Below are 25,658 nucleotides of genomic sequence, written 5' to 3' on the forward strand. Positions count from 1 at the left end.
CCATTTTGTTCTTCTAAGATGATTTTTAGGCGAATTATTCGCCAGAGGCTTGTTGCGCTTCGTGTTTGCCATAGATCAGGAGCGGCTCGGACTGACCCGCGATGACGGATTCATCGATCACGACTTTGTCCACGCTGTCCTGAGAGGGCAATTCATACATGGTTTCCAGCAGCGCGGCTTCCACGATGGAACGCAGGCCACGTGCTCCGGTCTTGCGCGCCATAGCTTTTTTCGCGATGGCCGTCAACGCATCGTCACGGAACTCAAGCTCGACGCCTTCGAGTTTGAACAGCGCCTGATACTGCTTGGTCAGTGCATTCTTCGGCTCACGCAGAATCTGAATCAGCGCGGCCTCATCCAGCTCTTTCAGCGTCGCCACTACTGGCAGACGACCGATGAACTCAGGAATCAGACCAAACTTGATCAGATCGCCCGGCTCTACCTGGCCCAACAGCTCGCCTTCTGTCACTTTCTGCGAAAGACCTTTTACCGTCGCATTGAAGCCAATCCCGCGACCGGTGTCTGTACGCTGCTCGATAACCTTATCCAATCCTGCGAACGCACCGCCGCAGATGAATAGGATCTTCGAGGTATCCACTTGCAGGAACTCCTGCTGCGGATGCTTACGACCGCCCTGAGGCGGAACGGCGGCGATGGTCCCTTCAATCAACTTCAGCAGGGCCTGCTGCACGCCTTCGCCAGAAACGTCACGCGTAATCGACGGGTTATCCGACTTACGAGAAATTTTGTCGATTTCATCGATATAAACGATGCCGCGCTGCGCTTTCTGTACGTCGTAATCACATTTCTGCAGCAGTTTCTGGATGATGTTCTCAACGTCTTCACCCACGTAACCGGCTTCGGTCAACGTCGTGGCATCAGCCATGGTGAAAGGCACGTCAAGGAATCGAGCCAGTGTTTCTGCCAGTAGGGTTTTACCGCTACCGGTGGGGCCGATGAGCAAAATGTTGCTTTTGCCCAGCTCAACGCCATGACTGCTGTCACCGTTGCGTAAACGTTTGTAGTGGTTGTATACGGCCACGGCCAGAACTTTCTTAGCCTGCTCCTGACCAATCACGTAATCGTCAAGGTGATGACGAATTTCGTGCGGAGTCGGCAACGCACTACGTTCACGATGCGGGGCCACTTCTTTAATCTCTTCGCGAATAATGTCGTTACATAAGTCAACACATTCATCGCAGATATACACTGACGGCCCGGCAATCAGCTTACGAACCTCGTGCTGGCTTTTGCCGCAGAAAGAGCAGTACAGCAACTTTCCTGAACCGTCTTTGCGCTTATCTGTCATCAGTAAACCTCTTCTTTAGTCTCTTGCCCGCAGGCTAACCATACAGCGATAGCGCTACAGCGAACGCCACTATTTTATAGCCAATAAGCGCAATCACACTCGCACAAAAGACTATCGGCCGAACACCGTCTACAGCTATACAGAACGACCATCATCAAATGGATTTAGTCGCGATGAGTCAATACAGAATCGACTAATCCATAGTCTACTGCCTCATCGGCAGAGAGGAAACGGTCACGTTCCGTGTCTCTTTCTATTTCATCAAGAGACCGTCCCGTATGTTTAGCCATCAGTTCATTCATCCGTGACTTCACTTTCAGGATTTCTTTGGCGTGAATTTCAATATCCGTCGCCTGTCCCTGATAACCGCCCAGCGGCTGGTGAATCATAACGCGCGAGTTCGGCAGGCAGAAACGTTTGCCTTCCGCACCGGAAGTCAGCAGGAACGCCCCCATTGAGCACGCCTGTCCCATACAGATAGTACTTACGTCCGGCTTGATGAACTGCATGGTGTCATAGATGGACATTCCCGCGGTGATCACCCCACCCGGCGAGTTGATGTACAAATAAATGTCTTTCTCAGGATTTTCAGCTTCCAGAAACAGCATCTGAGCCGTAATAAGATTCGCCATATGGTCTTCGACCTGACCGGTCAGGAAGATCACACGCTCTTTCAATAAGCGGGAATAGATGTCGTAAGAACGTTCCCCACGTGCTGTCTGCTCTACTACCATTGGCACCAGGGCCATATGCGGAGCCTGTTTTACTTGTTCGCCACTGTATGACATCAACGTCTCCTAGATAAAATGCATTTGGCGCATCTTGCCCGATTCTACTTGAGATACGAAGTGAAAACCACGCCCAGACCTTGGATGGCTGCCCTACCTTGAGTACTCAGAATATCCAGCGATACGTCATCGATTATCGGACAATTAGGCGTCTTGTGTCGATTTTCAAGCTTACATCACCGATTATTTTCGATTCACCCAGCATTACTCTGAAAGAAGCGCTGTGGATTCGGCTTACGCTAAGATTAATGATAGTGCAAATAAATGCTTAGCGGTCGTAATTTCAGGAGAAACCGTTACATAATCAGGCAGAAAAAAAACCCGCAGCGTTAAAACTGCGGGCTGTATTAGACCGACATCCTCGAAAGGTTAACGCGATTACGCGTTGTTAGTCTGGTTCATCAGATCATTGAACCCGACTTCTTTCTCAGTCACTTTGGCCTGAGACAACAGCGTTTCAATCGCTTGCTCTTCCAGAGCGACGTTACGCATGTTGTTCATCATTTCTTTGTTCTTTTTGTAGAACTCGATCACTTCCTGCGGATCTTCGTAGGCAGCTGCCATTTCGTCGATCATCGCGGAAACACGGTCTTCATCGGCTTTCAGCTCATTGGTGCTGATCACTTCACCCAGCAGTAGACCGACAACAACGCGACGTTTAGCCTGTGCTTCAAACAGTTCGCGCGGCAGTTCCAGAGCCTGTTTTTCGTCGCCACCGAAACGCTGTGCGGCCTGACGGCGCAGTACGTCGATTTCACCGTCGACCAGCGCAGCCGGAACATCGATGTCGTTAGCGTCGACCAGACCGTCGATAACCTGTGTTTTCACACGGTTACGCACAGCAGACTTCAGCTCACGTTCCATGTTTTTGCGCACTTCGGTACGCAGGCCGGCGACAGAACCATCTTCAACGCCGAAACGTTTGATGAAGTCAGCAGTCAGTTCCGGCAGCTCACGCTCTTCGACTTTTTTCAGTACGATAGCGAACTGAGCGGCTTTACCCTTCAGGTTCTCTGCGTGGTAGTCTTCCGGGAAGGTGACTTCGATAGTGAACTCTTCACCCGCCTTGTGGCCGACAACACCGTCTTCGAAGCCCGGGATCATACGGTTCTGGCCCATCGCCAGTACGAAGTCGGAGGCTTTGCCGCCTTCAAACTCTTCACCGTCGACAGAACCGCTGAAGTCGATAGTTACGCGGTCTTCAGCTTCTGCTGCGCGTTCAACCTCTTTCCAAGTCGCCTGCTGCTTACGCAGGGTGTCCAGCATGGCGTCGACGTCTTCGTCTTTAACTTCCACCAGCGGTTTTTCGACTTCGATGCTATCCAGACCTTTCAGCTCTACTTCTGGATACACTTCAAACTCGACGCTATAGGTAAAATCAGATCCCGCATTGTATTCGCCCGGAACATACTTCGGCGCGCCTGCGGGAGTGATATTTTCCTTGATGATTGCATCAACAAACTGACGCTGCATCAAGTCGCCCAGCACGTCCTGACGCACGGAAGCGCCATAACGCTGAGCAACGATATTCATCGGCACTTTGCCTTTACGGAAGCCGTCGATACGAACTTTTTTTGCCACGTTGACCAGCTCGCTCTTAACAGCATTCTCGATGCTGTCAGCAGCAACGGTAATCGTTACGCGGCGCCCAAGGCCTTGGGTGGTTTCAACTGAAACTTGCATCTTGTTACCTCAAAAAATCACAGTGCTCGGTCAACCTCAAAAGCCGTTTTCACAAAGCGCCCGAAGGCAGGCTTTCTGATCACAGACTCACATCACCAGGACGGCCTCGCGAACCAGACCCGTTCCTTGTAGTCAGAAGCGTCCCGAATACATTCAGGAAAAATAAGACGCGGCATTATAGCGGCATAGGCTGACCGAGTCGAGGAGAGTCACCCTCGTATTGCCCCACGAGGAATTACCGCTTTGGATATGATACGGGGAGACTTTACGCCGTGGCATCACCGGCGTTAACGGTCGATTCCCGCACCGCCGCAAGCTGGTGATGCAGGGGCGATTTGGTGCTGATCGCGCCACTCCTGCGGAGTGTAAATGTACAGCGCGAGCGCATGCACGGCACCCGCCATCTCCTCAGTCAGCAGCTCATAGACCGCGCGATGGCGCTGAATCAGACGTTTACCGTCAAAACGATCGCTGACCAGCACCACTTTGAAATGACTCTCCGCCCCCGCTGGCACCCGATGGCGATGACTTTCGTTGATGACCTCAAGGTGTTGCGGCGCCAATCCGGCATGCAGCTTGGCTTCAATGGTTTCACGGATCATGAATTAACCTTTAGTAACAGTTTGGGAACCGGACAACATAGATATCATTTTACATGGCCGGTGTGTGCGATCACGGGAATTTTCTCTCGCTGGCGACGCCGCCGGGCTATGTTTTCACAGGGGAAACAGCATGCAGAATAATCCGCTAATGCCGGTACTGAGGGGACTCCGACAAGGTGCGGCATATCTTTTCTTCAGGAAGTTATGATAAAAACAGAATCGGTTGTCCTACAGGCGAAGAACTTGCGACGCGGACGATTCACCGCTCTTTCTCTTGCCTAAGTCAATGGTATGATATCGCGCGTTTTTAACGTTTAACCTTCTTATTATTACTGAGAACATTCGCATGTTTAAAAAAATTATTTTTCCGCTGCTCGCCATCATGGCGCTGGCGGGCTGCGCAGGCAAAGGTAATACGCTAAATATTAACCCTAACATCGCGTTGCCTTCTCAGGATCCCAGCCTGATGGGCGTGACAATAAGCATTAACGGAGCCGATCTGCGTCAAGATCAAGCACTGGCTAAAGTGAACCGCGATAGTCAGTTAGTCACACTGCTCCCCTCGCGCGATCTCCGTTTCCTGTTGCAGGAAGCATTAGAGAAACAGATGTCCGCGCGCGGCTACATGATCGGCACCGGCGGTCCGGTCGCGCTGCAAATTGTGGTGAATACGCTGTATGCTGACGTCACTGAAGGCAACTTGCGCTACACCATCACCACCAAAGCGGATATTTCGATCATCGCTCAAGCCGCCAATGGCAATAAGCAGGTCAAAAACTACCGCTCCACTTACAATGTACAAGGTGCGTTGACGGCCACCAACAACAAGATCACCACTGCGGTGAATCAGGTATTAGGCGATGTGATCAGCGATATGGCGCAAGACACTAGCGTCAACGAATTCATCAAAACCAACGCCCATTAATTTTACGCAGGTTCCCTTGCCCCGTCCCCGGGGCAAGTAAAAGGATGTTGCATGCCTAGTCAGCTCCCTACGCTTTTCAAGCAACGTAATTCACTGATCCTGCTTATTCTGGGTTTTGCCTCGGGCCTGCCTCTGGCATTGACCTCCGGCACGCTACAAGCCTGGATGACCGTGGAGAACGTCGATCTCAAAACCATCGGCTTCTTTTCGTTGGTCGGCCAGGCCTATGTCTTTAAATTCCTTTGGTCGCCGATGATGGATCGCTATACGCCGTCTTTCTTCGGTCGACGTCGCGGCTGGCTGCTGCTCACGCAATTGGGCCTCGTGGCGGCTATTGCGGCCATCGGGACATTAACCCCCGCGCAGGATCTCTGGTGGCTGGCGGCGCTAGCCGTCGTTATCGCTTTCTTCTCCGCATCCCAGGATATTGTCTTCGACGCCTATAAAACAGATTTATTGCCTCCACAGGAGCGCGGCAGTGGGGCTGCGGTCTCCGTGCTGGGCTATCGGCTGGCGATGCTGGTCTCCGGCGGGCTGGCGCTGTGGATTGCCGACCGCCTGCTGGGTTGGCAGTCAACTTATTGGCTGATGGCGGGTCTGATGCTGCTATGTACGTTGGCGACCTGGCTGGCCCCGGAGCCGAACAATACTCAGCCCGCGCCGCGTTCGCTGGAACAGGCCGTGATGGCGCCGCTGCGTGATTTCTTTGGTCGTAATAACGCCTGGCTGATTCTGCTGCTGATAATTTTTTATAAACTCGGCGATGCCTTCGCGGTCAGCCTGAGCACCACGTTTCTTATTCGCGGCGTGGGCTTCGATGCTGGCGATGTCGGCCTTATCAATAAAACGCTCGGCCTTTTCGCCACCATCGTCGGCGCGTTATACGGCGGGATACTGATGCAGCGCTGGTCGCTTTTCCGGGCGCTGATGATTTTCGGACTGTTGCAGGCAGTCTCCAATGCGGGCTACTGGCTGCTGGCGATCACGGACAAGCATTTGTTCTCCATGGGCGCCGCCATTTTCATTGAAAACCTGTGCGGCGGTATGGGGACGGCGGCGTTCGTCGCTCTGCTGATGGCCCTGTGCAACAAATCGTTCTCCGCCACACAGTTCGCCCTGTTGTCCGCTCTGGCCTCCGTGGGCCGAGTTTATGTCGGTCCGCTGGCCGGTTGGTTCGTCGAAGATTACGGCTGGGCCTGGTTTTATCTGTTCTCTGTCGGGATCTCTTTCCCCGGTCTGCTGCTGCTCTTACTGTGCCGCCGCACGCTGGAATACACCCAGACTCACGATGATTTTCTGCCGCGACGCGCCTACTCTCGCGGGTATACGCTGGCGGTGCGCACGCTGTTTTCCGGCGCCGCATGCTTCGCGCTCGGGGCGGCGGTTTGGGGTATGTTCGCACTGGGATGGCTGCATAGATCATCGGCGGCTGAAGCGTTAATGACCATGGGCGTGGCGTTGGCTGCGATCGGACTCATTATGGGCAGTCTATTAGATTATCTGTCGCTCAGGCGTACGTAAGCAGTACTAAAGAGGCTGCGTCATAGCAGCCTCTTCTTGCCTTTTTTCTCATACTCCCGACCCAATGTTATCCACAGCCGACATCGCATGGCCGTTGTATTTCGGCCGTCGTCATCTTCTTTTTCCACCTTTTTTACGTTGACAAACCGTCATCTCGCACTAGACCTTAATAACGGTGGCACGATAATTTTGAGGACGCGTTGTCATTTTTCATACGGACATGCCATTTTCTGTAGAAACTATTACCCACTGTTTTTAATTATATTTTTTCACAAACCTCCACACTGGTGACACAAAGAGAAAATCAGAGCAACAAGCAACTGACAACACTTTAATCATGTTTACAGTGTGGTAACCTTCCCGTAAAATGCCCGCTCGCGTGAATAACAGATAGAGCCCCTTGTCATTGAGGTCGCTAGATGAGACTCAGGAAATACAATAAATTTTTGGGGATGTTCTCTTTATTTGCAGCCACCCTGCTCCTTAACGGCTGTGATATGGCACTGATGAACCCCAAAGGACAAATTGGGCTTGAACAACGTTCGCTAATACTGACTGCCCTCGGGCTGATGTTGATCGTTGTCATCCCCGTGATCATTATGACTATCGTATTTGCCAGGAAGTACAAAGCTTCCAACGATAAGGCCAAATACACGCCAAACTGGTCACACTCCAACAAGATCGAAGCCGTTGTTTGGACAGTACCCATCATCATCATCGTCATCCTCGCCACCATTACCTGGAAGACAACCCATCAGCTTGATCCTTACAAACCGTTGGATTCCGACGTCAAACCCATTAACGTCGAAGTCGTATCGCTTGACTGGAAATGGCTGTTTATTTACCCCGACTTGGGTATTGCCAGCGTGAACGAACTCGCCTTCCCGGCCAACGTTCCCGTCTCGTTCAAAATCACCTCAAACTCCGTCATGAACTCGCTGTTTATCCCTCGCCTCGGCGGACAGATTTACGCCATGGCCGGTATGCAGACGCAGTTGCACCTGATTGCGAATGAACCCGGCAAGTACGACGGTATTTCCGGTGCTTATAGCGGCAAAGGTTTTTCCGGCATGAAATTCACCGCTATCGCGACGCCGAATCAACAAGCGTTTGACCAGTGGGTGAATACGGTGCGTCAGTCCTCCCATACGTTGAGCAACATGGGCGAATTTGAAAAACTGGCTCTCCCCAGTGAATACCATCCCGTCGAGTACTTCTCGCAGGTACAGCCGAACCTGTTCCGACAGGTGATTACTAAATTTACTGGCAACGAAATGCACATGCAGCACCATGCAGAAAGCGCGCCGAAAGATGAAGGCATGCAATCTCATGAAGGCATGGACATGAGCGAGCACTCCTCTCATTAAAGGAGCCGAGGGATAATACGATGTTCGGAAAATTAACTCTTGATGCGGTTCCGTACCATGAACCTATTATCATGGTCACCGTGGCAGCAATTATTCTAGGTGGGCTGGCGTTGCTGGCCTTGATCACCTATTTTGGCAAATGGAAATGGCTGTGGACCGAATGGTTCACGACCGTCGACCATAAAAAAATCGGCATCATGTATGTTATCGTCGCGCTGGTGATGATGCTGCGTGGCTTCGCCGACGCCATCATGATGCGTACTCAGCAGGCTCTGGCCTCGGCAGGTGAAGCAGGTTTCCTGCCACCTCATCACTACGACCAGATCTTTACCGCGCACGGCGTGATCATGATCTTCTTTGTGGCGACGCCGTTCGTGGTCGGCCTGATGAACCTGGTCGTTCCGCTGCAAATCGGTGCTCGTGACGTTGCCTTCCCTTTCCTGAACTCACTCAGCTTCTGGATGTTTGTCGCCGGAGTCATCCTGGTCAATATCTCGCTGGGCGTGGGCGAATTCGCTCAGACGGGTTGGGTCGCCTATCCTCCCCTTTCGGGTAAGGAGTACAGTCCCGGCGTCGGGGTCGACTACTGGATATGGAGTCTACAGATATCCGGGCTAGGCACCACGCTGACCGGCGTGAACTTTTTCGCCACCATCATGAAAATGCGCGCGCCCGGCATGAGCATGATGAAGATGCCGGTGTTCACCTGGGCGTCACTGTGCACCAACGTTCTCATCATCGCTGCATTCCCTATCCTGACGGTCACCATTGCGTTACTGACGTTGGACCGTTATCTGGGCACCCATTTCTTCACTAACGATATGGGCGGCAACATGATGATGTATATCAACCTCATCTGGGCCTGGGGCCATCCTGAGGTGTACATCCTGGTGCTGCCGGTCTTCGGCGTGTTCTCCGAAGTGACCGCAACCTTCTGTCGTAAACGGCTGTTCGGCTATACGTCCCTGGTGTGGGCGACCATCGCCATCACCGTGCTGTCGTTTATCGTGTGGCTGCACCACTTCTTCACGATGGGGTCGGGCGCGAACGTGAATGCCTTCTTCGGCATCGCCACCATGATTATTTCCATCCCGACCGGGGTGAAAATCTTCAACTGGCTGTTCACCATGTATCAGGGCCGCATTCAGCTTAACTCGGCGATGCTGTGGACTATCGGCTTCATCATCACCTTTTCTATCGGCGGGATGACCGGGGTACTGCTGGCCGTACCGGGCGCGAACTTCGTGCTGCACAACAGCCTGTTCCTAATCGCCCACTTCCATAACGTCATCATCGGCGGCGTGGTGTTCGGCTGCTTCGCAGGGATCACCTACTGGTTCCCGAAAGCCTTTGGCTTCACCCTGAACGAAACCTGGGGTAAGCGTGCCTTCTGGTGCTGGATTATCGGCTTCTTTGTCGCCTTTATGCCGCTGTATGCGCTGGGCTTCATGGGCATGACCCGTCGCCTGAGCCAGCAGATCAATCCGGAATTCCACCCACTTCTGCTGGTTGCTTCCGCCGGCGCCGCGCTGATCGCGCTGGGTATTCTGTGCCAGCTGATTCAGTTCGTCGTCAGTATCCGCGACCGCGAACAGAACCGCGATCTGACCGGCGACCCATGGGATGCGCGTACGCTGGAGTGGGCGACGTCCTCCCCTGCCCCGTTCTACAACTTTGCGGTCGTCCCGCAGGTTCATGACCGTGATGCGTTCTGGGAAGAGAAAGAGAAGGGCGAGGCTTATCGCCGACCAAACGGCGGCTATGAAGAGATTCATATGCCTAAGAACACTGCCGCGGGCCTGGTCATCTCCGCCTTCGCTCTGGTCTTCGGATTCGCCATGATCTGGTACATCTGGTGGCTCGCCGCCGTCGGTTTCGTCGGCATGATAGCGACCTGGATTGTGCACAGTTTCAATCAGGACGTGGACTACTACGTTCCCGTGGAAGAAATCGAGCGCATTGAAAACGCAAATTTCGAGAAACTCAGCAAGGCAGGCGTGAAAAATGTCCACTGATACTTTGAGTCACACAAATACCGCCCATGCAGAGCATGGGCATCACGATGCGGGAGCGACGAAAGTCTTCGGCTTCTGGATCTACCTGATGAGCGACTGTATCCTGTTCGCCTCGCTGTTCGCCACCTACGCCGTCCTGGTCGATGGCGTTGCCGGAGGCCCGACGGGCAAAGAGATCTTCGAACTGCCGTTCGTGCTGGTCGAAACTTTTGCCCTGCTGCTCAGCAGCATCACCTACGGCATGGCGATGATCGCCATGAACAAGGGCGATAAGTCGCGGGTTAACCAGTGGCTGGCGATGACGTTCCTGTTTGGTCTGATCTTCATCGGTATGGAACTTTATGAGTTCCATCATCTGATTGCGGAAGGATACGGACCCGATCACAGCGCATTCCTGTCCGGTTTCTTCGCTCTGGTCGGCACACACGGTATTCATGTCACCAGCGGTTTGATCTGGCTGGTTATCATGATGATTCAGGTCTCACGCCGCGGTCTGACCGCGACCAATAAAACCCGTCTGATGTGCCTCAGCCTGTTCTGGCATTTCCTGGACGTGGTGTGGATCTGCGTCTTCACCGTTGTTTACCTGATGGGGGCGATGTAATGAGCCATTCTACGCATGACAGTGCGGGTGCCAGCCACGGCACCGTCAAGTCCTATCTGACCGGCTTTATCCTGTCGATTATCCTCACCGTGATCCCCTTCGCGATGGTGATGACCGACGCCGCGGCGACGCACATCATTATGCTGACCGTGGTCGGCTGCGCCGTCGTACAGATTCTGGTCCATCTGGTGTACTTCCTGCACCTGAACACGTCGTCGCAAGAGCGCTGGAACGTTGTCGCGCTTGTCTTTACCGCCCTGATTATCGCGATTGTAGTTGGGGGTTCTATATGGATTATGTGGAACACCCATCACAACATGATGATTCAGTAACTGGACCGTCACCATGATGATTAAGCAATACCTACAGGTCACCAAGCCGGGCATTATTTTTGGCAACCTGATTTCTGTCATCGGGGGATTTTTACTCGCGGCCAACGGCAGCATTGATTATCCCCTGTTTATAGCGACGCTCCTCGGCGTGTCGCTGGTCGTGGCTTCCGGTTGCGTTTTCAACAACGTGATCGACCGCGATATCGACAAAAAAATGGAGAGGACCAAAAACCGCGTTCTGGTGCGAGGGCTGATTTCGCTGAAGGTAACGTTGGCTTATGCCGCGCTGCTGGGTATTGCGGGCTTTGCCTTGCTGTATGTCGCCGCCAATCCGCTAGCCATGTGGCTGGCGGTAATTGGCTTCATTGTTTATGTCGGCGTCTACAGCCTCTACATGAAACGGCATTCTGTTTACGGCACGCTGATTGGCAGCCTGTCTGGCGCGGCTCCGCCGGTCATCGGCTACTGCGCCGTCAGCAACCAGTTCGACGCTGGCGCGCTGATCCTGCTGCTGATTTTCAGCCTGTGGCAGATGCCCCACTCTTACGCTATCGCTATCTTCCGCTTCAAAGACTATCAGGCCGCGAATATTCCAGTGCTGCCAGTGGTGAAAGGGATCTCCGTCGCGAAGCATCATATTACGCTGTATATTCTGGCGTTTATGATCGCCACATTGATGCTCTCTCTGGGCGGCTACGCCGGATACAAATATCTTGTGGTCGCAGCGGCGGTCAGCCTGTGGTGGCTGGGCATGGCGCTCTCTGGTTATAAAAACCTGAATGACGATCGCCTTTGGGCCAAAAAGCTGTTCGTGTTCTCGATTGTCGCCATCACCTCGCTGAGCGTGATGATGTCGATCGACTCTATTACGCCCGCTCAGGAAGCGATGCTGACTTACCTCCGCTAAGGACGTCAGCTTGCAGAAAAAGACAGACGGCATGCCGTCTGTCTTTTTATTTCTCTCCGACTCCGCAAATCAGGCAACGAAACGCGCATTTACGCGCGTGCGCAAGAGGCTCTAAAATAGAGCCAGAAAAACACCCGAGGTATAGATGAACGATAACCGAATGACGCCTGCCGAGTTAAGGGCCACGTGGGGGCTGGGAACGGTCTTTTCACTTCGCATGCTGGGCATGTTCATGGTCCTCCCGGTGTTGACCACATACGGTATGGCGTTACAAGGAGCCAGCGAATTCCTGATCGGTGTCGCCATCGGTATCTATGGCTTAATGCAGGCGATCTTCCAAATTCCATTCGGATTGATGTCAGACCGCATCGGCCGAAAACCCCTCATCGTCGGCGGTCTGCTGATGTTCGCCATCGGTAGCGTTATCGCCGCTCTCAGCGACTCTATTTGGGGCATTATTCTCGGCCGCGCACTCCAAGGTTCGGGAGCAATCTCCGCTGCGGTCATGGCCTTGCTGTCGGATTTAACGCGGGAACAGAACCGCACCAAAGCGATGGCGTTTATTGGCGTCAGTTTTGGGGTCACCTTCGCCATCGCAATGGTGGTCGGCCCTATCGTCACCCACGCGCTGGGGCTGCATGCGCTCTTCTGGGGGATCGCGATGCTTTCCGTCATCGCGATAATCATCACGCTCGCCTTTATCCCGAACGCCGCACAGCACGTGCTGAATCGTGAGTCGGCGATTGTGCGCGGCAGCGTCAGAGAGGTGCTGGCAAATAGCCGACTGCTGAAGCTGAATATCGGCATCATGTGCCTGCATATTCTCCTGATGTCGAGCTTCGTGGCGCTGCCGCGCGCAATGGAGCAAGCGGGACTTCCGCCTCAGGATCATTGGAAAGTGTATCTGGCGACAATGCTGATTTCATTCGTCGCCGTCGTGCCTTTTGTCATTTATGCCGAGCTGAAGCGCCGCATGAAGCAGGTATTTGTCGTCTGCATCGTCATTCTGATCGCTGCCGAACTGGTACTGCTGAGTGCGGATACCAACCAGCTGTGGCGAATTATCATCGGTATTCAGCTGTTTCTGCTGGGATTCAATGTGATGGAGGCCCTGCTACCTTCGCTGATCAGTAAAGAGGCCCCGGCCGGATACAAAGGGACCGCCATGGGCGTTTACTCCACCACGCAGTTTATCGGCGTTGCGATTGGCGGCAGTCTGGGCGGCGCGCTGTTTGACTTGCACGGCGCCGCGCTGGTCTTTAGCGCCGGCGTCATCATCGCGCTCGGCTGGCTGATACTGAGCTTTACGATGCAGGAACCGCCCTATCTCAGCAGCCTGCGGATCGCCCTGTCCGATCAAACGCTGCAAGACCCTCAGCTGGAGCAAAAAATGCGCGGCCTGCCGGGCGTCGCCGAGGTCATCATTGTGCCTCACGAGTTCAGCGCCTATGTCAAAATCGACAACAAACAGACCAACCGTCAGACACTGGAGCAGTGGCTCCATACCGCATCGGCGTCGGTCTAATACCGATGTGCTGACCGTGTCGATTGTGCCATCGCCTCTCTCACCTAAGCGTAAAACGCCCCGTTTATCGAGGGGCGTTCCTCCCTCTTCAAGCCAAAAAACCCGTTAATTCAGGCACCTTTTTCTGCGCGTCCGTTGCACCATGCGATGCACCGCCCTTGTGCAGACGCACAACGAAGAGACATATCCCGTTCCTCCTAGAACCGCTCATTTGCACATTGAGGCTGAGACAGACGACATTCCCGCTCTGCCGCGCGTCTGGCAAACCCAAGATCGCCGGAGCTATATTGATTAATTTTTCTTAACTATCCCGAACAATGGGCGCTGCCTTGTCGCTATTCGTTGGCCGCATTGCAGACGGGGAGCCGTGCAGAGGAACGAGGCAATAAAATGGCACGGTATATGCTTAACAAATAGGAATCGCACCCACACAGCAGGCTGACTTACCGCACAATAAGGAAATCATCATGACTGGGAAAAAACCTTTCAACTCTGCTTTTTTTACGCTCAGAAAGGCTCTGTATTTCTGCGCCGCACTCAGCGCCCTGTCGAACGCCCCGGCCTTTTCCGCACCGCTGAAAGTCGGCGCCGACCTTACCTATCCTCCCTATAACTATCTCGATAATCATAAGCCCGCAGGGTTCGATGCCGAGTTCATCCAGCTCGTGGCAACAGAACTCAAAACCAAGCCCGAGTTCATCGATACGCGCTTCGCCAACCTGATTATGGGATTGAATACGGGCAAATTTGACGTGATCGCGTCTTCACTCTACATCACGCCTGAACGCGCCAAACAGATCGATTTTATTCCCTATGTCAAAACCGGCGGCGTTCTGATCGCGAGAAAAGGCGACCCGTTTCAGCCAACGGAACTTGGCATGCTGTGCGGTAAAAAAGTCAGTTCCATCAGCGGGGCGGCATGGGTGTTGAAAATGTCGCAGGGTTCCAAGACGCTGTGCGTGGATAAAGGGCTAAAGCCCATCGATATCCGTGAATTCCCCACCGCGCCTGAAGCCAGTCAGGCCGTGCTGTCACGCGCGGTAGACGTCCAGTTTGACGATGCGGCGGTGGCTTTTGACGTCGCCAACAAAACTCAGAAACTGACGGTCAGCAGCGGCATCGTCTATCCCATTCTGATTGGACTGGGCGTGAAAAAAGGCAACCAAGAGAAATTCAGCAGCCTGAATACCGCCGTCCAGACGGTCATCAAATCACCGGAATACCAGCAGCTATTGGAAAAATACAATTTAAAGGCGTATTCCCCCAACGAAGTACAGGCCGCGTTAAACGGCACGCTGCAATAGATCATTATCCCGTTCCCTTCCCCACATGTGCAGAGGTCTGACCGTGTGGGAAAGGGCATCATCAGTCAGGCTTCCTTTGCGCCTTGACCGGATTTTACGGCTTATGCCGTCGTAGCGAACAGGACGTCGCCGATTCGCCGTCGTCATATCATCGCGAACAGAAAGCACGGTCGTCGCTATTCATCATGCGTGTTATTCCGGTGAACCATCCAGATGCATGATCGCTGATGCCAGCGTCAATTTCATCACAGGATAAACTATGGATTTTGATACTCATTATTTCTTTGAACTGTTCTCTTATTCTGACTTCTGGCAAGCCACGCTCGTCGTGATTGCGCTCAGCGTCGCCTCCTGGGTCGGCGGCAATATTTTGGGCCTCATTCTGGCGCTGGCGAAACAATCCCATTTCCTGTTTCTACGCGCTCTCGCCAAGGTCTATATTTGGTTTTTCAGAAGCTTACCGCTCCTGGTTTTGATTATCCTGATCTATAACCTGCCGCAATTTTTTACCTCGACGTCAGATCTTCTGTCATCGCCGTTTATTTCCGGTCTGATCGCGATGGTGCTGTGCGAATCCGCGTTTATCGCTGAGATTTATCGCGGCGGGTTGATGTCCGTGCACAAAGGGCAACTGGAAGCGGCGAAATCCCTCAATATCAATTATGCCGGTATACAGAAGCGCATCATCATTCCGCAGGCGATGCGCATCGCGCTTCCCGCGTTGGCGAATGAATTCATCGTCATCGTCAAACTGACGTCGTTGGTGTCCGTGATTTCATTAGGGGAAATTCTTCTGGTGGGACAACGACTGTATACCCAGAACTTCAAGGTCATCGAAACGCTGCTCGCCGTGTCGTGCTATTACATCTTCATCGTAACCGTCTTCGACCGGCTGGTGACCGCGCTGGAAAAATGGCTCGATACCAGCGGCAGAAAAGCCCGGGGTTTAAGCGATCACGAACTCGCCTTGCTACAGGCGCAACCGCCCGCTCCCGCGCCGCAGTCCGCCCGCAAATATGCCAGCGACAAGCACCGCGTAACTTTGGCATTGGAAGGCATCTGCAAACGCTACGGCAATAAACCGGTGCTGAAAAACATCAACCTGGCGATCAAAAAAGGCGAAGTGATCGCCATCATCGGCCCATCCGGTTCGGGAAAAACCTCGTTAATTCGGACCATGAACGGTCTGGAGTCGCTCGATGCGGGGAAAATATTACTGGATGACCAGCCTTTCCTTCACCCCACGGATAACGGCAGGCCGACGCAACATTATTACCAGCAGGCCGAGAAAATCGGCATGGTTTTCCAGGGGTTCTATCTTTTCCCGCACATGACCGCGCTGGAAAATGTGATGTTCGCGCCGCTCTACCATCATACCGGCGCCAAAGACGACATTCTGGCTCAGGGGTTAACGCTGCTAAAGAAAGTCGGGCTGCTTGAACACGCGCACAAATACCCCCACCAGCTCTCCGGCGGCCAGCAACAGCGCGTGGCGATCGCCCGTGCGCTGGCGATGACACCTTCCATCATGCTGTTCGACGAACCGACTTCGGCGCTGGACCCGGAGCTGGTCGGCGATGTGCTGAAAGTCATTGAAGACCTCGCTAACGAGGGGATGACGATGGTGATCGTGACGCACGAAATGTCCTTCGCATTCAAAATCTCCGATCGCATCGTCTTTATGGAAGAAGGTGAGATTCTCGCCGTCGGTTCACCGAATGACATCCTGCATTCCACGGACGAGAGATTAGTGAAATTTCTCCACAATCAGAAGAGTGCGCTAACGACACTCGCGCTATAGCCAAGAACGATGGACGGGCTAAATTCACCGTAGCGGCTGCTTTCCCGCCGTAGACTAAGATTAAGTAACGTGAGGTTTACTATGGCTATCGATACCGTAAGAGATGATGTTATGGACAGAGAAAAAGTTTCGCCGTTCGCTGAATTATCTACGCATTGGACCTCCAGAGATCACAAGAGACAAGCCATCGCGCTGGTCTGGGACCAACCTGAGCAGGAAGTGGTGTCCTCTCTGTTTGAGACCCTTAACATACCTGACGACATAGACCAAAAGACCCATCAATTGGCCTATACCTTGGCCTCATCGTTACGTAAGAAGAAAGTCAGTAAAAATCGCGAAACGATGATCCAGAACTTGTTGCAGGAATACTCCCTGTCTTCACGAGAAGGCGTCGCGCTGATGTGTCTGGCCGAAGCCCTATTGCGTATACCGGATGACGACACCCGCGACCTACTGATTCGCGACAAACTCTCAGGACAGAACTGGAAGTCTCACCTGGGTAAAAATTCATCTCTGTTTATCAATGCCGCGACGTGGGGACTGCTCGTCACCGGTTCGGTCGTTAGTTATGGCGACAAGCACGCCTTGTCCCACAGCATGAATACGATTATCGCTACCGCCTCTTCCGCGCTGATCCGTAAAGCGATGGACGTCGCTATGCATGTCATGAGCGAACATTTCGTCACCGGAGAAACTATTTCGCAGGCGTTGCAGTCGATCACTCCCATCGAGAAAGCCGGGTTCACCTACACCTTTGACATGCTGGGCGAAGCGGCGCTGACCCAGCGAGACGCCGACAACTACGTTCAACGCTGTCAGGAAGCGCTGCACGCCATTGGCAAGCACAGCCAGGGGAAAGGCATTTATGACGGCACGGAGTTTTCACTCAAACTTTCGGCGCTGCATCCCCGTTATACGCTGCACCAGTATGAACGGATGTTCAGCGAGCTATATCCCACGCTGAAGTCGCTGGTGCTCCTCGCCAAATCCTATGATGTGCCGATCACCATTGACGCCGAAGAGGCCGACAGACTCGACATCTCGCTGGATTTACTGACGCGGCTGTGTGAAGAGCCGGAACTACAGTCCTGGGACGGCATCGGCTTCGTCGTCCAGGCCTACCAGAAGCGCTGCTTCAGCGTGATCGACTACCTGAAAGATTTGGCACGACAAACCCAGCGCCGCCTGCGGGTACGACTGGTGAAAGGCGCTTATTGGGACAGTGAAATCAAACGCGCGCAGGTCGCCGGCCTTGGCGCGTATCCGGTGTTTACGCGCAAGGTCTACTCCGATGTTTCCTTTCTGGCCTGCGCGAAAGCTCTTTTGTCCGAGCCGGAACTGTTCTACCCCCAGTTTGCGACACACAATGCTCACTCGTTGGCGGCTATCTTTTATCTGGCGGGGGAAAACGTTACCCCGCATCAGTATGAGTTTCAGTGCCTCCACGGCATGGGCGTCCCGCTCTACCGGGAAGTCGTGGGCGAAGAGCGCCTGAATCGCCCCTGCCGCATCTATGCGCCGGTCGGTTCGCACGAAACCCTGCTGCCTTATCTGGTCCGTCGTTTGCTCGAAAACGGCTCCAACAGTTCATTCGTGAATCAGATCGCCGACCCGAACGTTTCTCTCGACAGCCTGATCGCAAACCCCGTCAATGTCGTCGCAGCGCTAGCGAAAACGGAAAGCCAGCTCGGATTGCCGCACCCCCGCATCCCGTTGCCGCGACATATCTACGGCGCATCCCGAGAGAACTCGCGGGGGCTGAACCTGTATAGCGAAGTCTGTTTGCATGAACTGTTCACAACCCTGACGCACAGCTCGCAGGAGAAAATTCATGCGCAGCCCCTCACGGCGACAGGTTCCCCACTTGGGACGCCAATCGATATCATCAATCCGGCGAACCCGCGCGATATCGTAGGCACCGTTTGCGAAGCGACCGACATCGATGTCGCTCATGCGCTGGCTGCCGCGCAACAGGCGACGCGTCAGTGGTCCGCCGTTGCGCCCTCGGACCGTGCGGAAATATTGATCCGTGCCGCCGAATTGATGGAGCAACGCATTGGCGAACTCATCGGCGTGCTGGTCAGAGAGGCGGGAAAAACCTACAGCAACGCCATCGCCGAAGTTCGCGAAGCCGTGGATTTTCTCAACTATTACGCCTTGCAGGTTCAGCAGACGTTCGAAAATGACAGCCACGTGCCGCTGGGCGTCGTCGTCTGCATCAGCCCCTGGAATTTCCCGCTGGCCATTTTCACCGGCCAGATAGCCGCCGCGTTGGCGACCGGCAATACGGTGATTGCCAAACCGGCCGAGCAAACGCCGCTTATCGCCTACCTTGCCGTGAATATTCTGCACGAAGCCGGTATTCCAAACGACGTCTTGCAGATGCTGCCGGGACGAGGCGAAACCGTCGGCGAGCCGCTGATCGCCGACGAGAACGTCAAAGGGGTGATGTTTACTGGCTCTACCGCCGTCGCCCTATCGATAAACCAAAAGATTGCGGGACGCCTGGACGACGCCGGACGTCCTATTCCCCTGATTGCGGAAACCGGTGGCATCAATGCCCTGGTTGTCGACTCGTCCGCTTTGCCGGAGCAGGTCATTATCGACTGCATGACCTCCGCGTTCGATAGCGCCGGTCAGCGCTGCTCCGCGTTAAGACTGTTGTGTATCCAGAATGACGTCGCCGAGCCGCTGCTCGAAGCCTTGCGCGGCACGATGGTCGAATATCAGATGGGCAACCCTGAACAGCTGTCCACGGATATCGGTCCGGTTATCGATGAAGAAGCCATGGGCGGAATCCGCGCGCACATCAGCTTAATGCGGGACAAAGGCTTCCCCGTGTTTCAAGCCAGTCATACCTCGATGGGCGACGCCGCAGACGATGCGCAAGGCTACTTCATCACACCCGCGCTCATTGAAATCAACGCGATCGAAGATTTGAAAAAAGAGGTGTTCGGCCCCGTGCTGCACGTACTGCGTTACGACAGCCGCCAGTTGCCGGAGTTGGTGAATAAAATCAACGCATTGGGATATGGCCTTACCTTCGGCATTCACTCCCGCATCGACCGCACCATTAATAAAGTGACGGAAAACATCAAAGTGGGCAATGTCTACATCAACCGTAATGTCGTGGGCGCGGTGGTCGGCGTTCAGCCCTTCGGGGGCGAGGGACTCTCCGGCACCGGCCCCAAGGCGGGCGGGCCGCTGTACCTGTATCGTCTGCTAAGCCAGTGCCCTGCCGATGCCTCGCTGCGAGGATTGCGCTACACCGCAGTCGCCGGACCGGAAGCCATGCCGACGGAGCCTGGCACCTTCAACGCCTTTACGGCACTGAAAGCGTGGGCGGAGCAGCAGCAAAACAGCGAGCTGCTGCACTGTTGCAAAACGTTCAAAGAAAATAGCGCCGGGTATACCGTTAGCGCGCTTCCCGGCCCCACCGGCGAAGATAACGACTACCGGCTCCTGCCCCGAGAACGCGTTTTGGGGCTGGCGCTGAATTCCCAGGATTTGCTGATTCAACTGGCGGCCGTCGCCAGCGTGGGCGGCAAAATGCTGTGGCCGGACGCCTCCATGAACATTGCGCTCTACGAAAAGCTGCCCACTGACGTTAAATCGGCTATCAACATCGCGCCCGCTTCGACGCTTTACGAACAGCCTTTCGACGCGGTTATCCATCACGGTAATGCCGTTTCGCTACAGAATGTCTGTACTCAGTTGGCCGCCAGACACGGCCCGATCGTATCGGTGCAGGGCTTGAGCAGCGGAGACCGCGCCATTCGGCTTGAGCGCCTGCTGATTGAGCGCGCAGTCTGCACCAATTCGGCGGCGGCGGGAGGCAATACGCGTCTGATGACGCTTTAGAACAGAAAGGCCAGCTTAGCTGGCCTTTTGCTTCTGGGAGAAGTCCGCTTAGTCGCGAAAATTATTGAACTGGAAAGGCTGACCCAGATCCGCGCCGCGCACCAGCGCCATCACGCTTTGCAGATCGTCACGGGACTTACCGGTCACTCGCACCTGCTCGCCCTGAATCTGCACCTGAACTTTCAGCTTGCTGTCTTTGATCAGCTTGACCAGTTTCTTCGCCTGAGCCGTCTCGATTCCCTGCTTCAGCCCGGCCTCCACACTGTAGGTTTTACCGCTGTGCTCCAGCTCTTCAGGCACCTCTACCGCGCTGCCTTCAATGCCACGTTTGGCCAGCTTCTCCCGCAGAATATCCACCAGTTGCTTAACCTGGAAGTCGGACTCGCTCGCCATCTTGATGGTTTGCGCTTTCTCATTCAGATCAAAGCTGGCGGGCACGTTGCGGAAATCCCAGCGGGTGCTCAGCTCGCGTGACGCATTCTCTACCGCATTGCGGACTTCCTGCATATCAATTTCCGAAACAATATCGAAAGATGGCATGATTTATCTCCTGACACAAAAAGGCTGCCGAGCATGATACCTGCTCGCCAGTCATAAGCAAAATGCACGCAGGAGCACGATACAGAACGCCAAGCGCAGGCGGCGAATACGCCGGACAAACCAATGAGCGATGGCTTATCATGTATGAAGTGATGTAGATCACATTTTCATTTTACCCTGGGAGAGAGGCATGAATATTACCGTCCTCGGCTGCGGCGCTATCGGGCAACTTTGGCTTGCAGCGCTTCATCAGCAAGGGCACGACGTACAAGGCTGGCTGCGCATTCCCCGTCCCTACTGTCCGGTGAATGTGATCACGCTCAACGGAGAGCACCGCAACCTGAATCTCACCGCCAACGATCCCGAACATCTGGCGCAGAGCGAGCTGTTGCTGGTGACGCTCAAAGCCTGGCAGGTCTCTGACGCCGTCTCCACCCTCCTGCCGCGTCTGCGTCCGAACTGTACGATCCTGCTATTGCACAACGGCATGGGAACGCTGGAAGAACTTCCGACGTTAACCCAACCGGTGCTGGCCGGCATCACCACCCACGCCGCACGCCGCGATCGCACGGCCGTCACCCATATCGCCGCAGGCACGACCCATATCGGCCGCGTCAGTATCGGCGGCGTCAATGACATTGACGACCAGAGCTCGCTGGCGGAAATCCTGCAACAGGCCCTGCCGGACGTGGCCTGGCATAACAATATCACCGCTACCTGCTGGCTGAAGCTGGCCGCCAACTGCGTGATCAACCCGCTGACCGCGCTGTTGCGCTGCACCAACGGTGAGCTGGCGTTCCATGCGCAGGCATTGACGGCGCTGTGCCAGGAGATAGCGCAGGTCATGGACCGGGAGGGCCTGCACACCTCGACCGAAAGCCTGTTACTCTATATCCATCAGATCATCCACAACACGGCCGCCAATACCTCCTCAATGCTGCAGGATATATTGGCGCAGCGGCACACCGAGATTGATTACATTACCGGCTACCTGCTGAAACGCGGACGAGCTCACGGCTTAACGCTGCCGGAAAATCGCCGCCTGTTCGAACAGATTAAGCAAAAGGAGAGTGAATATGAGCGCATCGGTACTGGTTTGCCTGGCCCCTGGTAGCGAGGAAATCGAAGCGGTCACCACGATTGACCTGCTGGTCAGGGCGGGGATTCAGGTGACGACCGCCAGCGTCGCCGGCGACGGCGATCTGAACATCATCTGCTCGCGCGGCGTCCGTATTCTGGCGGAGGTCCCGCTGGTGGCCGTGGCTGACCGCGCCTTCGACGCGGTGGTTTTGCCGGGCGGACTGGAAGGGGCTGAGTGCTTTCGCGACAGCCCGCTGCTCATCGAACGCCTGCGCCAGACGCATCTGGAGGGCAACATCGTCGCCGCGATCTGCGCCTCCCCCGCCGTGGTGCTGGAGTATCATCAGCTCTTCCCGGTAGGGAATATGACCGGCTATCCGGGATTGAAATCGCAAATCCCGGAAGAGAAATGGCTCGACAAACGCGTCGCCTTCGACCCGCGTGTCAACCTCCTGACCAGCCAGGGACCGGGCACCAGCATCGACTTCGCCCTGAAACTGATTGACCTGCTGGTCGGCAAGGCAAAGGCGGCCGAGGTAGCCGCTCAGCTGGTGCTGCCCCCGGGCATCTACAATTATCAGGACTGATTTTCATGCATTAAAAAAGGCGCCGAAGCGCCTTTTTTTACCTACATCGCTTCGCCCAATCAGGGGCGATACACCTTCACATTATTAAAGCCCTGCTCGCGCAGATAAAGCGCCTGTAGACGGCTCATCACGCCGCGTTCGCAATAGAGCAGATAGGTTTTGCTCTGGTCCAGATCGCCGAATTGGGTCGCCAGCTTATAGAACGGCAGCGACCGGATTTCGACCTGTTCCAGCGTCAGCGGACGATCGTCCTGTTCATCCGGCGAACGGATATCCAGCAGGATGTCGTTGGCGGCGAACGCGTCCACCGTTTCGACTTCCACCACTTCCTGCGTGGTCTGCTCAGCAATTTCACGAATATCCAGATTGCGCGCCTCGCTCACGACGCGATCGAGAATATCGAAGTCGAAGTGACTCTCTTCGTGTTCGATTTTCGCTTTGACCGCTTTAACCGTCGGACTCTTGGAGATCACGCCGCAATACTCCGGCATGGTCTTGGCAAAATCTTCAGTGCCCAGCTGACGCGCCATATTGATGATGTGTTCTTTATCGTGCGAAATCAGCGGACGCAGAATCAGCGTATCCGTCGCGTTATCAATCATACGCAGATTGGTGAGCGTCTGGCTGGAGACCTGTCCCAACGCTTCGCCGGTCACCAGCGCCTGCACGCCATAGCGTTCGGCCACTTTCGAGGCCGCCCGCACCATCATACGTTTCAGCACAACGCCCATCTGGCCGTCGTCGACTTTCTCAAGAATTTCGCCCACCACCGGTTCAAAATCGACGGCGACGAAGCGAACGCGATGCGAGCTGCCGAAGCGGTTCCACAAATAGTGCGCCACCTGCTTAACGCCGATTTCATGCGCGGCGCCCCCCAGATTGAAGAAGCAAAAGTGCACGCGGCAACCGCGACGCATCAGCATGTAGCTGGACACGCCGGAGTCGAAGCCGCCCGAAATCAGCGACAGTACATCTTCCTGCGTCCCGATCGGGTAGCCGCCAATCCCTTCGTAGCGGCCTTTAATCAGCAGCAGACGATCCTGTTCGATTTCCAGATGCACGGTAACCTGCGGCGAGGTCAAATTGACGCGCGCGCTCTCGATGTGCTGGTTCAGGCCGCCACCGACATAACGCTCAACGTCCTGAGAGCTGAAGTCGTGCTTGCCGCGACGTTTGACCCGCACGCAGAAGGTTTTGCCTTCCACCTGATCGCGGTACATGGCCAGCGTTTGCTCGAAGATATTGTGCAAATCGGTATAGTCGTGCTCTTCCACTTCGAGGACATGGTGAATCCCCGGGATACGCGTCAGGGCATCACGTATAATGACGCGCTGACTTTCGTCCTGAGCACGAACTTCGATATGATCCCAGTGACGGACAACCGCCAGCGTTTCATCATACTGTTTTAAAACGTTTCGGATGTTCCCTGTGAGGATTTTGATAAAGCGCAACCGCACAGATTGGCTTTTGATGGTGATTTCCGGGAACAATTTAATGATAAACTTCATGGTGGCTGTCGTTACTTGATCGTAAAGGCGTAAATAATTTTACCCTGAGGCTAAAATCACGTTATCGGTAAGACCGACGTTGCTCCGGCGGTCTTACCAATAGCATCCAGGGCGCGGAGTATATCACTTAATTGCGGCATACGGCGCGTCTTAACCGCACAAATGCACCATGCGGCACGACGAGCTACGGCCCCCTTTTGCGCGCCGATATGTAGGAACAGGACCCAAACCGACTATGCCGAAAAAAAACGAACCACCCGTGAGTTTCGAAAGTTCACTGAACGATCTGGAGCAGATCGTCGCCCGACTTGAGTCAGGCGATCTGCCGTTGGAAGAGGCGCTGCAGGCGTTTGAACAAGGGATTCAGCTGGCGCGTCAAGGCCAGTTGAAGTTGCAGCAGGCGGAACAGCGCGTGCAAATCCTGCTCAACGATGAACCCGAAGCGGCCTTGACGCCTTTTACCCCGGACAACGAGTAGTCACGCTATGACAGAATTCTTTGAGCAACTGCGTGCCCACCACCGGCGCACGGACGCCACGCTGAGTCAGTTTATCGCCGCCCTGCCATTTCAGAATACTCCGCTGGTTGACGCTATGAACTATGGGGCATTACTGGGGGGTAAACGGCTACGTCCGTTTCTGGTCTATACGACCGGACAGCTTTTCGGACTGAAACTGGAAAGTCTGGACGCGCCAGCGGCGGCCGTCGAGTGTATACACGCCTACTCATTGATTCACGACGACCTGCCTGCGATGGACAACGACGATCTGCGCCGAGGCCAGCCGACCTGCCACATTCGGTTCGGCGAAGCCAGCGCGGTCCTGGCTGGAGACGCGCTGCAAACGCTGGCGTTTTCGATTCTGGCGGATGCGCCGATGCCGCGGGTCAGCGACCGCGACCGTCTGGCGATGGTCTCCGAACTGGCGCAGGCCAGCGGCGTCGCGGGCATGTGCGGCGGCCAGTCGCTGGATTTGGTCGCCGAAGGGCATCAGGTCGATTTAGCCTCGCTGCAACAGATCCACAGTCACAAAACCGGAGCGCTGATCCGAGCCGCCATACGGATGGGCGCGCTGGCCGCGGGCGAAGTGGGCCGAGAGGCATTGCCTTGTCTCGACCGTTACGCCGCCGCCATCGGCTTAGCCTTTCAAGTACAGGATGACATTCTGGACGTCGTCGGCGACAGCGCCACCACCGGCAAACGCCAGGGAGCCGATCAGCAATTGGGTAAAAGCACCTACCCGGGGCTGTTGGGGTTGGAGAAGGCGAAAGACAAGGCGCAGCGACTCTATCAGGACTCTCTGGAGGCGCTAGACGATCTGGTCAAAGTCAGTTCCCTTAGGCTGGACGTTGCGCCGCTGCGGGCGCTGGCGAGTTACATCGTTGAACGCGATAAATAATT

General features: G+C 54.8%; 21 protein-coding genes. 15 read left to right on the forward strand and 6 right to left on the reverse strand.

The genetic code is table 11. The annotated features are described in order from the left end of the window. Nucleotides 1-34: 34 nt before the first annotated feature. The 4 genes from clpX to bolA form a co-directional block, all read right to left on the reverse strand. Nucleotides 35-1,309, reverse strand: a complete 1,275-nt coding sequence (gene clpX, locus BLU64_RS01915; RefSeq protein WP_026742860.1) for an ATP-dependent protease ATP-binding subunit ClpX — start codon at nt 1,307-1,309, stop codon at nt 35-37. Between the two features lie 164 nt (nt 1,310-1,473). Further along, nucleotides 1,474-2,097, reverse strand: coding sequence for an ATP-dependent Clp endopeptidase proteolytic subunit ClpP (clpP, locus tag BLU64_RS01920; protein ID WP_026742861.1), 624 nt, complete (start codon nt 2,095-2,097; stop codon nt 1,474-1,476). Between the two features lie 378 nt (nt 2,098-2,475). Next, on the reverse strand, nt 2,476-3,780 hold the full coding sequence (gene tig, locus BLU64_RS01925; protein ID WP_026742862.1) for a trigger factor: 1,305 nt from the start codon (nt 3,778-3,780) through the stop codon (nt 2,476-2,478). A gap of 287 nt (nt 3,781-4,067) precedes the next feature. Then, on the reverse strand, nt 4,068-4,382 hold the full coding sequence (bolA, locus tag BLU64_RS01930; RefSeq protein ID WP_026742863.1) for a transcriptional regulator BolA: 315 nt from the start codon (nt 4,380-4,382) through the stop codon (nt 4,068-4,070). Between the two features lie 346 nt (nt 4,383-4,728). On the opposite strand from bolA, the gene BLU64_RS01935 reads away from it, so the two are divergent. From BLU64_RS01935 to putA, 11 genes are all read left to right on the forward strand, one after another. Further along, a complete protein-coding gene (locus BLU64_RS01935; protein WP_026742864.1) occupies nt 4,729-5,307 on the forward strand; it encodes a lipoprotein in 579 nt (192 codons plus the stop codon). A 51-nt stretch (nt 5,308-5,358) separates the two neighbouring features. Further along, complete coding sequence (gene ampG / locus BLU64_RS01940; RefSeq protein WP_026742865.1) at nt 5,359-6,828, forward strand: muropeptide MFS transporter AmpG; 1,470 nt, start codon at nt 5,359-5,361, stop codon at nt 6,826-6,828. Nucleotides 6,829-7,247: 419 nt separating this feature from the next. Then, nucleotides 7,248-8,195: a cytochrome o ubiquinol oxidase subunit II gene (cyoA, locus tag BLU64_RS01945; protein ID WP_026742866.1), complete on the forward strand. Its 948-nt coding sequence runs from the start codon at nt 7,248-7,250 to the stop codon at nt 8,193-8,195. Nucleotides 8,196-8,215: 20 nt separating this feature from the next. Beyond that, entirely contained in the window at nt 8,216-10,210 is a 1,995-nt protein-coding gene (gene cyoB / locus BLU64_RS01950) for a cytochrome o ubiquinol oxidase subunit I (protein WP_074727775.1), read from the forward strand. Next, nucleotides 10,200-10,814 (forward strand): cytochrome o ubiquinol oxidase subunit III, encoded by a 615-nt coding sequence (locus BLU64_RS01955; RefSeq protein ID WP_026742868.1) that lies wholly within the window; start codon nt 10,200-10,202, stop codon nt 10,812-10,814. Before cyoB ends, BLU64_RS01955 begins: the two co-directional genes overlap by 11 nt. Beyond that, a complete protein-coding gene (locus tag BLU64_RS01960; protein ID WP_026742869.1) occupies nt 10,814-11,146 on the forward strand; it encodes a cytochrome o ubiquinol oxidase subunit IV in 333 nt (110 codons plus the stop codon). The genes BLU64_RS01955 and BLU64_RS01960 overlap by 1 nt, the downstream gene beginning before the upstream one ends. Before the next feature lie 16 nt (nt 11,147-11,162). Beyond that, nucleotides 11,163-12,053 carry a heme o synthase gene (cyoE, locus tag BLU64_RS01965; RefSeq protein WP_026742870.1) on the forward strand — a complete coding sequence of 297 codons (891 nt, stop codon included), beginning with the start codon at nt 11,163-11,165 and terminating at the stop codon, nt 12,051-12,053. Nucleotides 12,054-12,198: 145 nt separating this feature from the next. Continuing rightward, nucleotides 12,199-13,578, forward strand: a complete 1,380-nt coding sequence (locus BLU64_RS01970) for an MFS transporter (protein ID WP_026742871.1) — start codon at nt 12,199-12,201, stop codon at nt 13,576-13,578. Nucleotides 13,579-14,045: 467 nt separating this feature from the next. After that, entirely contained in the window at nt 14,046-14,882 is an 837-nt protein-coding gene (locus BLU64_RS01975; protein ID WP_081825707.1) for an ABC transporter substrate-binding protein, read from the forward strand. A gap of 259 nt (nt 14,883-15,141) precedes the next feature. After that, a complete protein-coding gene (locus BLU64_RS17755; protein WP_026742872.1) occupies nt 15,142-16,683 on the forward strand; it encodes an amino acid ABC transporter permease/ATP-binding protein in 1,542 nt (513 codons plus the stop codon). An 81-nt stretch (nt 16,684-16,764) separates the two neighbouring features. Continuing rightward, nucleotides 16,765-20,544 carry a trifunctional transcriptional regulator/proline dehydrogenase/L-glutamate gamma-semialdehyde dehydrogenase gene (gene putA, locus BLU64_RS01985; RefSeq protein ID WP_051625512.1) on the forward strand — a complete coding sequence of 1,260 codons (3,780 nt, stop codon included), beginning with the start codon at nt 16,765-16,767 and terminating at the stop codon, nt 20,542-20,544. Nucleotides 20,545-20,592: 48 nt separating this feature from the next. Here the strand turns inward: putA and BLU64_RS01990 are convergent, their stop codons facing one another. Next, on the reverse strand, nt 20,593-21,084 hold the full coding sequence (locus BLU64_RS01990) for a YajQ family cyclic di-GMP-binding protein (protein WP_026742874.1): 492 nt from the start codon (nt 21,082-21,084) through the stop codon (nt 20,593-20,595). A 190-nt stretch (nt 21,085-21,274) separates the two neighbouring features. On the opposite strand from BLU64_RS01990, the gene panE reads away from it, so the two are divergent. Next, complete coding sequence (gene panE / locus BLU64_RS01995; RefSeq protein ID WP_026742875.1) at nt 21,275-22,198, forward strand: 2-dehydropantoate 2-reductase; 924 nt, start codon at nt 21,275-21,277, stop codon at nt 22,196-22,198. Continuing rightward, nucleotides 22,161-22,751: a protein deglycase YajL gene (yajL, locus tag BLU64_RS02000; RefSeq protein WP_074727777.1), complete on the forward strand. Its 591-nt coding sequence runs from the start codon at nt 22,161-22,163 to the stop codon at nt 22,749-22,751. The genes panE and yajL overlap by 38 nt, the downstream gene beginning before the upstream one ends. A 59-nt stretch (nt 22,752-22,810) precedes the next feature. On the opposite strand, the gene thiI is transcribed toward yajL, so the two are convergent. Next, nucleotides 22,811-24,259 carry a tRNA uracil 4-sulfurtransferase ThiI gene (gene thiI / locus BLU64_RS02005; protein WP_074727779.1) on the reverse strand — a complete coding sequence of 483 codons (1,449 nt, stop codon included), beginning with the start codon at nt 24,257-24,259 and terminating at the stop codon, nt 22,811-22,813. 235 nt (nt 24,260-24,494) lie between these two features. On the opposite strand from thiI, the gene xseB reads away from it, so the two are divergent. Together xseB and ispA are read left to right on the forward strand one after the other, a co-directional pair. Continuing rightward, nucleotides 24,495-24,737, forward strand: a complete 243-nt coding sequence (xseB, locus tag BLU64_RS02010; RefSeq protein WP_026742878.1) for an exodeoxyribonuclease VII small subunit — start codon at nt 24,495-24,497, stop codon at nt 24,735-24,737. Between the two features lie 7 nt (nt 24,738-24,744). Then, nucleotides 24,745-25,656, forward strand: coding sequence for a (2E,6E)-farnesyl diphosphate synthase (gene ispA / locus BLU64_RS02015; RefSeq protein WP_074727781.1), 912 nt, complete (start codon nt 24,745-24,747; stop codon nt 25,654-25,656). Nucleotides 25,657-25,658: the final 2 nt, after the last annotated feature.

Origin of the sequence: Lonsdalea quercina, assembly GCF_900107885.1 — a bacterium.
GTDB classification, from domain to species: Bacteria; Pseudomonadota; Gammaproteobacteria; order Enterobacterales; family Enterobacteriaceae; genus Lonsdalea; species Lonsdalea quercina.